Raw genomic sequence first — 12,738 nt, 5'->3', positions numbered from 1 at the left:
CCTCGCTCGTGACTTCGTGTCCCTGCGCTTCGCTCCGGGCCACGAAGTCTTTGTTTTGCGGCTCCGCCGCTCTCCGCGCTGCGCGCGTCGATCACGGGGGCGGGCTGGGTCGGGGGCGCTGACGCGCCGAGGGGTGGGTGGGGCGGGTTGGGGTGGGTCGGGGGGCGGGTGGGGGTGGGGTTACCAAGGGATGATGCCTTCGTCCTCGACGAAGGAGCCGGTGGGGCCGTTGTTGGGGAGGGTGGCGAGGTGGATGGCTGTGGCTGCGCCCTGTTGGGGGGTGCGGGGGCCGTGGAAGGCGGTGAAGTCGGTGGCTACCAGGCCGGGGCAGGCGGCGTTGATCAGGATGTTCGTGTCGGCGAGGTGGCGGGCGTACTGGACGGTGACGGCGTTGAGGAAGGACTTCGACGGCGCGTAGGCGGCCATGATGGGGCCGATCTCGATGTTCGGGTCGGCCTGTCGGGTCAGGGAGGCGACGGCGCTGGAGACGTTGACGATGCGTGGCGACGCTGAGCGCCGCAGCAGCGGCAACATCGCGTTGGTCACCCGGATGACGCCGATGACGTTGGTCTCGACGACCGTGCGGACCAGGTCGAGGTCCAGCGTGGTGGGGTCCTGCACCCACCCCGGCCCCATGTCCCCGGAGATGCCGGCGTTGTTGACCAGGACGTCCAGGCGCCCGGCCTGCCGTTCGATCAGTGCTGCGGCCTCGGCGACGCTCCCGTCGTCGGTCACGTCCAGGGGCACCTCGAATGCGTCCACCCCGGCGGCGCGCAGCTTCTCGACGGCGGACGAACGCCGGGCCTCGTTGCGCGCTCCCACTCCCACCCGGTGTCCGAGGGCACCCAGCCCGGCCGCGATCTCGTATCCGATTCCCTTGTTCGCGCCGGTCACCAGCGCGATCTTCGTTTCGCTCATGGTGTCGATGCTCGCTCCCGGGCCAATGGCGCAGCCAACACCGATCCGGTGCCCTGTCATACCCGGTGGGTATCACCGAGGGGTATGTTGTCGGCGTGGACACTTTGGAGACCCGCGAGCTGAGGTACTTCGCAGCCGTCGCGGAGGAACTGCACTTCGGCCGCGCCGCCGAGCGCCTCGGCATGGCCCAACCGCCGCTGTCCCGGGCGATCCAACAGCTCGAACGGCGCCTCGGCGTCTCCTTGTTGGAACGCAACCGCCGCGGCGTCTCGCTGACCGTCGCGGGAGAGGTGCTGCTGCAGGAGGGCCGTGCCGCCCTGGACGCGACTACCGCCGCCGCTCGCCGCACCCGTCGCGCCGGTGGCGCCGACCGTCGCGGCGGCCCGCACAACCGTCTGGTGCTGGCAGTGAAGGCCGCCGCGTTTCACGAACTGCTCCAGAAGCTCCTGGACACCTACGCAGCCGAACCCGACGCCGTCGAGATCGAGGTGCTGCCGAGCGGTACGTGCGAGCAGGAGGAAATGTTGCGCGACGGCCGCGCCGATGTGGCGCTCATGCACGCGCCGTTCAACTCCCTCGCCGGGTTCGACAGCGAGGAACTGCTGACCGAGGGGCAGGTGGCCATCCTGCCCGTCGGGCACCCCCTCACCGCGCACGAGACGCTGTCCATGGCCGACGTCGGCAACATCCCGGGCCTTCCGCTCGCCCGCTGGCCGCGCCACGGCAGCTACCCACCCGGCCCGGGCCCCGAGGTCCACGACCAGACGCAACTCGCCCAGCTCATCGCCCTCGGACGCACCGTGGCCGTCATCCCCGAATCCGCCCGCGCCTGGTTGTGGGCCGAACACACCGCCGTCCCGCTGACCGACGCACCCCCCGTCGTCACCCACATCGCCTGGCCCGCGCACAGCCGCTCCCGTGCCCTCGCCGGGCTGGTCCGCACGGCCACCCGGCTTTGACCGCCGTTTCGGGTCCTCAGCTCGTCAGGGCGCGAGTGTGCACCTTTTCCACGGCCTTGCGGGCCGAGAGCATGGAACCGTGTTGCCAACCGAGCATGTTGCTGAGCCAGTCGCCGGCGTAGAAGACTCGGCCGGTCGGCTCGGTGAGCGGGCGGAATCGGGGACTGTTGACCACGCCGTTGTCCTGGGTGTCGGCCGGTTGCCAACCGCCCTCGACGAACGGTTCGAGACCCCACATGATCGACAACGAACCCGCCAGCTCGGTACGGGCCTTCGCGCCGTGCACCCGAACGCTGCGCTGCACCGCCTCGGCCAGGCGTTGGGCGGGCGGGAGCGACTGGATCGTGGCCTCCGCGCGTTCGAAGTAGGCCACCATCAAGCCGCGTTGGCCGCGGTAGTCGGAGGAGGGGTACCACAGCGAACCGTCCGCGCCGTAGGAGGTGAGGCCGCCGTGGATCGCGAAGTCCTCCTCCCACCACCGACTGCGGTACTCCAGGCCGATCTTGCCGGGATACTCCGCCAGGAAGCCGCGCAGTAGTGCGGTCGCGTCGGCGGGCAGTCCGGCGATCCGGGCGGCCACCAGTGGCGGCGCGGTCACGATGCAGTACTCGGCGTCGAGCACGCCGTGCGCGGATCCGCGATACGACACCCGGGTCCCGTGCGGCCCGTCGGTGATCGAGGTGACCTCGATGCCGCAGCGAATCCGCTGCCGGCCGACCCGGTCGGCCAGGGCCTCGACGATCCGATCCATGCCGCCGACCGGCTGGAACAGGGTCGACGCCATGTCGAAACCGGCGTCGAGATACCAGTGCCGGGAGAGCTGCTCGGTGAACACGCGATCCAGCGAACCCCGGGGCGGCAACGGCACACCAGGCGATCCGGCCGCGCCGGGCACGACCGCGAACCCGCGCCGGCGCGGATCACCCCGGTAGCCCAGATCGTCGCCGAGGTCGCCCATCGTCTTCAGGAATCCGAGCAGACGTTCCTTGTCGGCCGCCGTCAACTCGCGATCGAGCGCGCCCTGATCGGTCACCTTGGCCAACAACTCGGCGACCACGCCGTACGCGTCCGCCTGCGCGGTCTGAAACCTCGGCCGGTCGGAGCTCTTCGGGTCGAACACGAACGTGTTCGTGTTCGATATCGCGAACACCTCCAGAGGCACCCCCAGTTCACGGCAGTAGTCGGTGCTGACCGACCACTGCGGCAACATCCCCGGTCCGGCGTTGAAATACTGGCCGGGCGCGAAACACGCCTGCTGCGTCACGCCGTTCCGGTCGGTCAGCACGTCACCGCCGCGCACCGTGAGACTGCGCCCCCCGATCCGCGGCCGGGCGTCCAGCACGGTCACATCGTGGCCGGCCTTGCCCAGTTCGTACGCGGCGGTCAGCCCGGCCACACCGGCGCCCACCACCACGACACTCGCCGGCCGGCGCCCGGTGAGCGTGAAGTCGGACGCGCGCGGCGCCCGGAACGGCGGCGTCGCGGCGCTCGCCGCCGACGGCGCGAGACCGAGCGCCCCCATCGCGGACAACGCCGCCCCGGCACCACCCACGGCACCCACGGTCCGGAGGAATCCGCGTCGGCTGGTCGGTCGATCGAACCCTTGGGAATCGTTCATGTCTGTCTCCCACTCGTCGGGGGCCTGGAATGAAGACGGGGCACGCAAGGCAGGCGGCGGCGATCGCACGATCCGTGGTCCGTGGTCCGTGGTCCGTGATTCATAGATCGACCCGTCGATCTATTATTAGCGGACCGGTTGGGTTCCGCGTCAACTTTCCTGGGGGCAGGGCGGATGGGTACGGCATACTCCGGTTGCATTCGGTCCCGGCGGAGGAGGCACCGGATCGGCCCGGGTTGCTCGATGCCCTCGATTACCATCGGTCAATGGCAAACGATGACGAGTGCGGTGCCGGCGATCGGCGGCAGGGCGGGCAACAGGGCGACGCACCCGGGGCGTTGCCGGCGGAGGAGGGCAATCCCTGGGTGCACGGCGCGCCCACGGTCGAGCGCATCGAGGTGGTCGCGTACGACGATGCGTGGCCGGGCCGTTATGCGGTGCTCCGGGATCGCATCCGGGAGGTCCTGGTGGACGGGATCCTCGACATCACCCACATCGGCTCCACCGCCGTGCCGGGCCTCGCGGCCAAGGACGTGATCGACATCGACCTCGTGGTCGCGGACCCGCGTCGGGAGGAGACGTACGTCCCGCAACTCGCCGCGCTCGGCTACGACCTCACCGTGCGCGAACCCTGGTGGCACGAACACCGCATGTTGCGGCTCGCCCAACCGCGCGTGAATCTGCACGTGTTCGGTCCCGGCGCACCCGAACCCGTCCGGCACCTGAGGTTTCGGGACTGGCTGCGCTCGCACCCCGACGACTGCGACCTGTACGCGACCGCGAAGTCCGCCGCCGCGCCCGGCGCCCGCCATGCGATGGAGTACAACGCGCGCAAGGAGGCGGTGGTGCAGCGGATCTACGCTCGGATGCACGCGGCGGAGGGATAGCCGGGACGGAGCCGTCATTCGGGTCGGCGACGCGGGCCGATTCGCGGGGGTGGTGGGAGGTCGGCGTGCCGGTTCGCTTCGGTTTGCTTCGGTTCGGTTCGCTTTTGGATGCCACCGTGTGGTGGTGAACTTCCTTGGTGCACTCTTTGATGAACTCCCTTGGGACAGGGGCCTGTTAACGGTCCGTCAGGGAGTTTTGGTGGTGCCGACGGCGCGCAGGTGGATCAGTACGTCGTAGCTGGACACCAGGCGCGTGTTGTCGAGTTGCGAGTCCGTTGACGTAGCGGGCACCCACGCCTTCGCGTAGGAACTCCCCTGGCGTTCTGGGCCAGTTCGTCTGCACCGCCGACTCGGCGGTGATGTGCTGGTTGGGTGTGGGGAGGAACACGCCCTCACCCGTATTGCGTTGCCATACGGAATGTTGTCGGCCATCGCCTTGTCCCGGTGCAGCATGGTCGCAGGCAGCCGGCATCACGTTGTCCCGCATCCGCCGACGGTCGGCCAACGGAAGTCGCTGGTACATGTCGACGGTCTCGCCCATCCCGGCCGTGGGTCGCGATTCCCGATCCCGGTCCCGGTACAGCCGCTGAATCTCCGGCAGCAGTACGGGAGAATGGCAGGCGACGTAGGCGGTGATGGTGTCGACCTGGGCCGGACCGGCGTATGCGACATCGTTGCGGACGATGCGGAGTTCGCGGTCGTCGTGGGTGCGGTTGTATTTGCGCATCCAGCGCGACATGTCCGCGTCCATGATCCGGCCGAGGTCTTCCGGCCCGCCCCGGACCCACTCCCCCAGACGCACACCGGTGCTCCACGCCGCCTCCAGAGCGAATGTGGTGAAGCCCTTGGTCCGCACGAGGTGGCGGAGGTGGTCCTTGACGGCGACGAACTCGGTGGAACCGTGCGTAGCTTCGCCGACTCCGACGAGGTCGGCGGTGCCGATCATGCGATCGACGGCGCGCAGGTCGGCGTCGGGCGCGCCGGGTTCGGTGGAATGCGGGCGGTCGGCACCGGCTCGGAGCGCTCGCGCCGGGTCCGGCTCGGGCGTCGCCGCACCGGCGGAGGCCGCCGGGCCGAGCGTGCCCGGACACAGCGCGACGGGAGGCAGCAGGCCGAAAAGGGTTCGCCGGGACGGGTATTCGCCACGCGCGACGGTCGGATCCGGGCGAGCACGGGTTGCGCGCGGGGCGGTCGGCCATGTGCCCGGGCCCTACGAACCGGCTCGTTACAGTTCGTAGTTCGGGGGAACGAGGACTCCGATACCGGTTCGCGCGGGCACCGATTCCCGGTGATGCCGGTTCATGGCCGGAAACGATCCCCCCAGGTCACGACGCACGACCGGACGACGCGTGGTACGGGCGATCCTGGTACGGGTGATCGCAGGTGCGCTCGACGGCCGCCGCCACACCGCCCGACCGCCCGGGGCCGACGCGGGCCCCGGTCCCCCGCCGGCCGGCGCCGACCGTGCCCAAGGCATAGGTCACCGCTCGGGTGAGTTCTGCGGTGCTTGCCGGGCGGAGCACCACCGCGTCCGGATCGGCGGCGTCGGCGGCGCGTTGGTCGGCGACGTCCAGGGCCAGGTGTTCGGCGAACTCCGCGACCGCCGCGCGCTGCTCACGGTCCGGGTCGGTGTTGCCGACGGGTTCCTCGAACAGCAGGCCGACCCACGACTCCGGGTCCCGCGTGACCAGGACCTCGCCCACGTGCACCCCGCACCCGGGCAGGTCGTCGATCCCGGGCACCCGCCCCCACATCGGCACACCCCACTCGTCGGTGGGCCCGCCACACGGGTGCGCCGACCGCGCGCCCAGCGGGCAGGGGCCGCCCTCGTCCGGATCCTCGATGTGGCTATCGGATGTCATCACAGCTCCCGCGCGGACCCGTCGCCGATACGTCGACCGGGCCGCGGACACGTTCGTCCTCGCACCCACAGCCCGGCACGCCCTCGACTCCAGCACGCCCACCCCGTCCGCGCCCCCGGAGCACGCCGAACGAGGGGCCACAATGCCACGAATGCCGCAATCGGTGGGCCGGGTCCTGTCGGCGATCGTCGGCGGTATCGGGGGCGATGTCGCGTGTGGCTCCTTGGGGCCCCGGGAGCCGGATCAGCGCGCTTGGGGCAGGACCGGGACGAGGTTGTCCCAGCGGGCGATCTCGCAGCCGTCGGTGCGCCTGAACTCGGCGTCGACCGAACGGCCCGCCCACGTGCCGGTGATGCGCGCGGTGGCCGGTCCGCCGTGGATCATCGTGCAGCGCGCACCGCCGGGCACCGGCGCGAAGGGGTCCGCGTCGCCGGCGGTCGGGGCCTCCAGTCGATCGCAGGCCCGCGCGGGTTCCGGGTGGCTGCCGCCGGCGGGGTGGCATTGCAGGGCGTACGTCCGCACGCCTTCGGGATTGTCGGCCTCGGTCACGGTGAGGCGGTCCACCGTCCGGGCGACGGCGGAGGGGATCGGGCACTGGGCGACGACAACGACGGCGGCGACGGCAAGGAGGCGACGAAACAGCCTGGGGGAACTCATGCCGTCAGCGTAGTAATTGATTGGGCACGGTGCGTGACCATTCCGTGATGGGTCGGCCTCGCCCGCCCCCACCGACGGCCTCTCGGCACCCACGACACCGCCCGCCCGACCGCCATCCGCCCGTCGGCCGCCGCCGCAGCCGGAATGCATCTCCACCCTCACCCCCACCAGGCAATTCGCCTCCGCTCGCCACTCCCCGTTCCAACCTCGTGACGGGTCGTCAAAAAGCGCGCACACGCTCTCTCGTGACGCATTGGAAACCTTTCCTCCATTCATGAGACACCTGCCCGCAAACCCTTGCGCGGGAACGTTCCCGCATCAATACTCACCGGCACCTGTCCTGACGCGCGCCACGCCGCATCCGCGTCGCTGTGCCTTCTCTGTCCCTCCGAAAGAGGTGGGTTACTTGCGCATGCCCAAAACCGCCGCCCTCGCCGCCGTCGTGGCCCTGACCGCCGTCGGGTGCTCGGGTGGTGGCAGCGACAACTCGTCGGCCTCGGACCCCGGGTACCGCATCACCAAGGACAGCCCCGCCGCCAAGGGACCGCTCGACAAGGTGAAGTGGTCGCTGTACGCCGAACCGCAGACGCTGGACTTCGCGTACGGCTTCGACTACCCGATCAACACCGTGCTCGCGAACGTGTGCGACCAACTCCTGCGCATCAACCCGGATCTGACCATCTCCCCCGGGCTGGCCGCCAAGTTCACCAACCCGGATCCGCTGACCTGGATCTACTCGCTGCGCGAGAACGTCAAGTTCCACGACGGCACCGTGATGACCGCCAAGGACGTCGTGGCGAGCCTCCAGCGCCAGATGGATCCCGAAGTCGGCTCCGTGTACAGCACCGCCTTCAAGGACGTCGCGTCCATCACCGACACCGGCCCGCTCGAAGTCACCATCAAGCTCACCCGCCCCAACGTGCTGCTCAACGAGCAACTGGGCGCGTCGGCGGGCACCATCGAGAGCGCCGCCTTCCTGGCCAAGGCCGGCAAGGACTACGGCAACCCCCAGGGCGGCGTCAACTGCACCGGTCCCTTCGCCGTCAAGGAGTGGAAGCCCGGTACATCCATCACGCTCAAGCGCAACGACGCCTACTGGGACAGCGCGCTGATGCCCAAGACCGGCGAGGTCGAGTTCGTCTTCATCCAGGACCCGGCCGCGCGCGCCAACGCGTTGCTCACCGGCGAGGTCGACGGCGGCTACCTGCTGCCCACCAACTCGTACGACAAGCTCAAGGCCGGCGACGGCAAGCTGTACTTCGGTGACATCACCGGCAGTTACTCGGCCGCCGTCACCAACCTCAAGGGTGCCCTCGGCGACACGCGGGTACGACGCGCGCTGTCCATGGCGATCGACCGCGAGGGCATCATCAAGGCGGGCCTGAACGGCTACGGCACCGTCGCCAAGGCGCCCGTTCCCGCCTCCGGTTGGGCCACCATCCCCGCCGAGCAGGCCAAGGCCCAGTACGACGCGCTGCCCCCCGTCACCCGGGACGTGGCCGGGGCCAAGAAGCTCATCGCCGAAGCCGGCGCGGGTGGCAAGAAGGTCGTCGTCGCGACCAGCAACCTGGCCCCGGAGATCACCGTCGCGACCAACGCCATCCAGGCCGCCGGCAAGGAGATCGGCCTCGACGTCGAACTCCGCACCATCGCCCCGGACGCGTACACCGCGCTGTTCACCGACCCGTCCAGCCGCGCGGGCATCGATCTCCTGGTCACCAGCGGCTACGACGTCACGCCGGATCCGTTGGAGTTCTACCAGACCCTGCAGACCGGCGAGTTCGCCAACTACGGGGGCTGGTCCGACCCCGAGTACGACACGATCGCGCAGCAGGCACTGGGCACCAGCGACCCGGCGGCCCGTGCCCAACTGACGGCCAAGCTGCAGGAGATCGCGCTGCGCGAGCTGCCCGCCATCTCGCTGTGGGACTCGCCGCTGTCGCTCTACCAGGGCAAGCGCGTCACCGGCGCCACCCCGAACATCACCCAGCTTTCCTTCCCCTGGGCCGCGACCCTGGGTGCCGCGAACTGATGAACCGTCCCCTGCTCCGATTCCTCCTCGGCCGCCTCGTCGGCCTGGTACTCGTGCTGTTCGCGACCTCGTTCGTGGTCTTCAGCGCCGTGCACCTGGCGCCGGGCGACCCGGTGTCCTTCCTGATGCGCGGGCGTCCGGTCACCCCGGCGGCCCGAGCCGCGCTGACCGCCCAGTATCACCTGGACGAACCCTTCGCCAAGCAGTACTTCCTGTGGCTCGGCGACGTGCTCGGCGGCGACTTCGGTCGCTCCGTGCAATTCCGGCAGGACGTGGCCGAGTTGATCTCGCAGAAGTTGCCGACCACGCTGTTCCTGATCGTCTACGCGATGGTGCTGGTCACCGTCGTCGGACTGATCCTGGGCATCGCCTCGGCCCTTCGGCCCGGCCTGGTCGACAAGCTCGTGCTGGCCTGGACGGGCACCTCGATCGCCATCCCGTCCTACATCGCGGCGACCGTGCTCACCTCGGTCTTCGCCGTCAAACTGGGTTGGTTCCCGCTCTACGGCGCGGGCGAGGGATTCGGCGACCGAGCGTGGCATCTGACCCTGCCGGCCATCGCGCTGGCGCTGACCTTCGCGGGCCTGCTGGCCCGGGTCACCCGCTCCGCGATGCTCGACGAACTCTCCCGCGAACACGTCGAGGTGGCCCGCTCGCGAGGCGTGCCGGAGAGTCTGGTGATCCGCAAGCACGTCCTGCGCAACGCGCTCGGCCCGATCGTCACGGTGGTCGGCACCATGGTCGCGAGCATGCTCGTGGCGACCTCGATCGTGGAAACCGCGTTCAGCGTCAAGGGAGTCGGTTCCCTGCTGATCAACTCGGTGACCGTCAAGGACTTCCCCGTGGTGCAGGCCCTGACCCTGCTGGTGGTCGCCGCGTTCCTGATCGCGAACCTGATCGTCGACCTGCTCCAACCGCTGATCGACCCGCGCGTCGCGCTGGGAGGTGACCCGAAGTGAGTGCCTCCGCACCCGCGTCCGCACCGGACGCCACCGCACCGACACCGTCCACCCGGCGCGGCGCACCGGCCCGGATTCGCAAACTCGCGGCCCAGGGACCGCTGTTCACCGCGGCCGTGCTGGTCCTCGCGCTGCTCGTGCTGCTCGCGGTGTTCGCACCGCTGCTCGCGCCCTACGATCCCGACGCCATCGATCTGAAGAACTCGCTGGCCGGCACCGGCCCCGATCACTGGTTGGGCACCGACCAGTCGGGCCGCGACATCTTCAGCCGACTGTTGTACGGAGCCCGTACCGGGCTGCTGGGGCCGCTCGCGGTGGTCGGCGTGTCCACCGTGCTCGGCATCGCGATGGGCGTGGTGGCCGCGTGGCGCGGCGGTTGGGTCGACTCGCTGCTCTCGCGCTCGATGGACCTGCTGTTCGCGTTCCCGGCGATGTTGCTGGCGATCCTGTGCGTGGCGGTGTTCGGCGCGGGACTGACCGCACCGGTCATCGCGATGATGGTCGCCTACACCCCCTACGTCGGCCGCCTGGTGCGCTCGATCGCGCGCCAGGAACAGACCAGGCCCTACATCGAGTCCTATCGGGTCCAGGGCTGGTCCGGCTGGGCGATCTGCACGCGGCATCTGATCCCCAACATCACCCCGACCGTGCTGGCCCAGTCGGCGATCAACTTCGGCTACGCGCTGATGGAACTCGCGGGCCTGTCCTTCCTCGGCTTCGGTGTCCAGGCGCCCACCGCCGACTGGGGCGTCATGGTCAGCGAGGGGCAGAACCCGCTCCTCAAGGACGTGCTGCTGCCCGCCCTCGCGCCCGCGACGGCCATCGTCATCGCGGTCGTCGCATTCGGAATCGTCGGCGAAGGTCTCGCCGACCGTGTCTCCAAGCGGGATAGGTGAGCTCCGTGTTCGACAAGACGACGGCCGACGACCCGGCCACGCGGCCCGCGACGACCGAGCCCGATGCCGACACCGCCGTCGCCGCCGACGACGCGCGGGGTGTGCCACTGCTCGACATCGCCGGCCTGACTCTGCGACTGCCGGACCACGCCGCCGCGCGCCCGATCCTGAACGGAGTCGACCTGCGGGTCGAACGCGGCGAAACCGTGGGCCTGGTCGGCGAGTCCGGCTCGGGCAAGTCGGTGGCCTGCCGCACCGTGCTCGGCCTGTTGCCCAAGGGGGCGAGCACCGAGGGCACCGTCCGTGTCGAGGGCACCGACGTGCTCGCCCTGCGCGCGGCCGGGCTGCGCGAGGTGCGCCGGCACAAGGTCGCGATGGTGTTCCAGGACCCGCGTGCGTCGGTGAACCCGATGCGCCGAGTCGGTGACTTCCTCACCGAGGGGCTGCGGGTACGCGGCATGCCCAGGAAGCAAGCGTTCGCCCGGGCCGAGGAGTTGCTGACCGAGGTCGGCATCCGCGACCCGCACGGCGCGCTGCGCCGCTTCCCGCACCAGTTCTCCGGCGGCATGCTCCAGCGTGTGGTGATCGCCGCCGCCCTGGCCGGCGACCCCGCGTTGCTGCTCGCCGACGAGCCGACCACCGCGCTCGACGTCACCACCCAGGCGGAGGTCGTCGGCATCCTGCGACGCCTGCAACAGCGGCACGGCACCGGCATGTTGTTCGTGACCCACGACCTGGAGCTCGCGGCGGCGATCTGCGACCGCATCTACGTCATGTACGCGGGGCGCATCGTCGAATCCCAGCCGGTCGCCGAGCTGTTCGCCCGACCCAGGCATCCGTACACGGCCGCGCTGCTGGCCTCGACACCGCGCCTGGAGCCGGACGCGGCGCCGCCGCGCCCGATCCCGGGACGGCCGGTGTCCCTCGCGGAGGCACCCACCGGCTGCGCCTTCGCGGCCCGTTGCGCGTTCGCGATCGAGCGCTGCCGAACCGAGACTCCCGAGCTGGTGCACGACGGCCCGGCGGCCGTCGCGTGCCTGCGCGCGGACGAAGGGATCCTCCAGTGAGCACGTCCACCGACCCGGCCCCGGCCCTGCTCGAAGTCCGCGGCCTGTGCCGCACGTTCGGCGACCACAAGGCGGTGGACGACGTCGGCTTCACGCTGCCGCCCGGCGGCTCGCTGGGCATCGTCGGCGAATCCGGCTCGGGCAAGACCACCACCGCCCGGATGCTCGTCGGTCTGGAGACCCCGGACGCCGGCAGCATCACGGTGGAGGGCCGCGAACGGGCCCACCGGCCACGCACCCGTGCGGAACGCCTGGCCCGGGCCCGGGAGATCCAGATGGTCTTCCAGGACCCCTACCTCTCCCTCGACCCGCGGATCACCGTCCAGGACAGCATCGACGAGGTCCTGCGCCTGCACGCGCCCGAGGCCGATCGGCCCGGGCGGGCCACCCGGCTGGCCGAACTGCTCGACCAGGTGGGCCTGGGCACCCGCGAGGCCGGCGCCCTGCCCCGCCGGCTCTCCGGCGGTCAGCGCCAACGCGTGGCCATCGCCCGTGCGTTGGCGGCCACCCCTCGGGTGCTGATCCTGGACGAGGCGGTCGCCGCGCTCGACGTGTCCATCCAGGCGCAGATCCTGGACCTGCTGGCCCGTATCCGTCGGGAGCAGGGCATCGGCTACCTCTTCGTCAGCCACGATCTGGCGGTCGTCCGGCACATCACCGACGACGTCGTCGTGCTGCGCCACGGCCGGATCGTCGAGTCGGGTCGCACCGCGGACGTCCTGTCCGCGCCGCAACACCCCTACACCCGCCTGCTGATCGACTCGGTGCCGGGCGTGGGCTGGGACCCGGAACGCATCGCCGAAAGCCGACGCGCACTCGCCGAACAAGAGGCGTGAGCGTCGGCGCGCCGGCGCGGGGGGGCCGGGGCGGGGGGCCCCCCCCC

Annotated in this window: 12 protein-coding genes; 7 read left to right on the top strand and 5 right to left on the bottom strand. The window is 70.5% G+C overall.

What is annotated here, in order from left to right; all coding sequences use genetic code 11:
* Nucleotides 1-180: 180 nt before the first annotated feature.
* Nucleotides 181-918: an SDR family oxidoreductase gene (locus tag ACFXMF_RS42800; RefSeq protein WP_379991633.1), complete on the bottom strand. Its 738-nt coding sequence runs from the start codon at nucleotides 916-918 to the stop codon at nucleotides 181-183.
* A gap of 95 nt (nucleotides 919-1,013) precedes the next feature.
* Between ACFXMF_RS42800 and ACFXMF_RS42795 the strand changes: the two genes are divergently transcribed.
* Nucleotides 1,014-1,877 carry a LysR family transcriptional regulator gene (locus tag ACFXMF_RS42795; RefSeq protein WP_360324576.1) on the top strand — a complete coding sequence of 288 codons (864 nt, stop codon included), beginning with the start codon at nucleotides 1,014-1,016 and terminating at the stop codon, nucleotides 1,875-1,877.
* 16 nt (nucleotides 1,878-1,893) lie between these two features.
* Here ACFXMF_RS42795 and ACFXMF_RS42790 read toward each other — a convergent pair whose 3' ends face one another.
* Nucleotides 1,894-3,495: a flavin monoamine oxidase family protein gene (locus ACFXMF_RS42790; RefSeq protein WP_379991632.1), complete on the bottom strand. Its 1,602-nt coding sequence runs from the start codon at nucleotides 3,493-3,495 to the stop codon at nucleotides 1,894-1,896.
* Between the two features lie 266 nt (nucleotides 3,496-3,761).
* On the opposite strand from ACFXMF_RS42790, the gene ACFXMF_RS42785 reads away from it, so the two are divergent.
* Nucleotides 3,762-4,382: a GrpB family protein gene (locus ACFXMF_RS42785; protein ID WP_379991631.1), complete on the top strand. Its 621-nt coding sequence runs from the start codon at nucleotides 3,762-3,764 to the stop codon at nucleotides 4,380-4,382.
* A gap of 175 nt (nucleotides 4,383-4,557) precedes the next feature.
* On the opposite strand, the gene ACFXMF_RS42780 is transcribed toward ACFXMF_RS42785, so the two are convergent.
* The 3 genes from ACFXMF_RS42780 to ACFXMF_RS42770 all read right to left on the bottom strand — a co-directional run bounded on the left by ACFXMF_RS42780 (nucleotide 4,558) and on the right by ACFXMF_RS42770 (nucleotide 6,901).
* Entirely contained in the window at nucleotides 4,558-5,328 is a 771-nt protein-coding gene (locus ACFXMF_RS42780) for an erythromycin esterase family protein (protein ID WP_379991630.1), read from the bottom strand.
* Between the two features lie 379 nt (nucleotides 5,329-5,707).
* Nucleotides 5,708-6,244: a hypothetical protein gene (locus ACFXMF_RS42775; protein WP_379991629.1), complete on the bottom strand. Its 537-nt coding sequence runs from the start codon at nucleotides 6,242-6,244 to the stop codon at nucleotides 5,708-5,710.
* Between the two features lie 243 nt (nucleotides 6,245-6,487).
* Nucleotides 6,488-6,901 carry an SSI family serine proteinase inhibitor gene (locus tag ACFXMF_RS42770; protein ID WP_379991628.1) on the bottom strand — a complete coding sequence of 138 codons (414 nt, stop codon included), beginning with the start codon at nucleotides 6,899-6,901 and terminating at the stop codon, nucleotides 6,488-6,490.
* Between the two features lie 412 nt (nucleotides 6,902-7,313).
* Between ACFXMF_RS42770 and ACFXMF_RS42765 the strand changes: the two genes are divergently transcribed.
* Genes ACFXMF_RS42765 through ACFXMF_RS42745 form a run of 5 tightly spaced genes read left to right on the top strand, consistent with a single transcriptional unit; the run spans nucleotide 7,314 to nucleotide 12,691 of the window.
* On the top strand, nucleotides 7,314-8,933 hold the full coding sequence (locus ACFXMF_RS42765) for an ABC transporter substrate-binding protein (protein ID WP_360324590.1): 1,620 nt from the start codon (nucleotides 7,314-7,316) through the stop codon (nucleotides 8,931-8,933).
* A complete protein-coding gene (locus ACFXMF_RS42760) occupies nucleotides 8,933-9,892 on the top strand; it encodes an ABC transporter permease (RefSeq protein ID WP_360324592.1) in 960 nt (319 codons plus the stop codon). Before ACFXMF_RS42765 ends, ACFXMF_RS42760 begins: the two co-directional genes overlap by 1 nt.
* Nucleotides 9,889-10,788, top strand: coding sequence for an ABC transporter permease (locus ACFXMF_RS42755; RefSeq protein ID WP_360324594.1), 900 nt, complete (start codon nucleotides 9,889-9,891; stop codon nucleotides 10,786-10,788). The genes ACFXMF_RS42760 and ACFXMF_RS42755 overlap by 4 nt, the downstream gene beginning before the upstream one ends.
* Nucleotides 10,785-11,855 (top strand): ABC transporter ATP-binding protein, encoded by a 1,071-nt coding sequence (locus ACFXMF_RS42750; protein ID WP_379991627.1) that lies wholly within the window; start codon nucleotides 10,785-10,787, stop codon nucleotides 11,853-11,855. Before ACFXMF_RS42755 ends, ACFXMF_RS42750 begins: the two co-directional genes overlap by 4 nt.
* Nucleotides 11,852-12,691 (top strand): ABC transporter ATP-binding protein, encoded by an 840-nt coding sequence (locus ACFXMF_RS42745; protein ID WP_380021143.1) that lies wholly within the window; start codon nucleotides 11,852-11,854, stop codon nucleotides 12,689-12,691. The genes ACFXMF_RS42750 and ACFXMF_RS42745 overlap by 4 nt, the downstream gene beginning before the upstream one ends.
* Nucleotides 12,692-12,738: the final 47 nt, after the last annotated feature.

Source organism: Embleya sp. NPDC059213 (assembly GCF_042754445.1).
Classification (GTDB): domain Bacteria; phylum Actinomycetota; class Actinomycetes; order Streptomycetales; family Streptomycetaceae; genus Embleya.
Note: the sequence above shows the minus strand (reverse complement) of the source record. Positions and strands in the feature narration are given on the sequence as shown.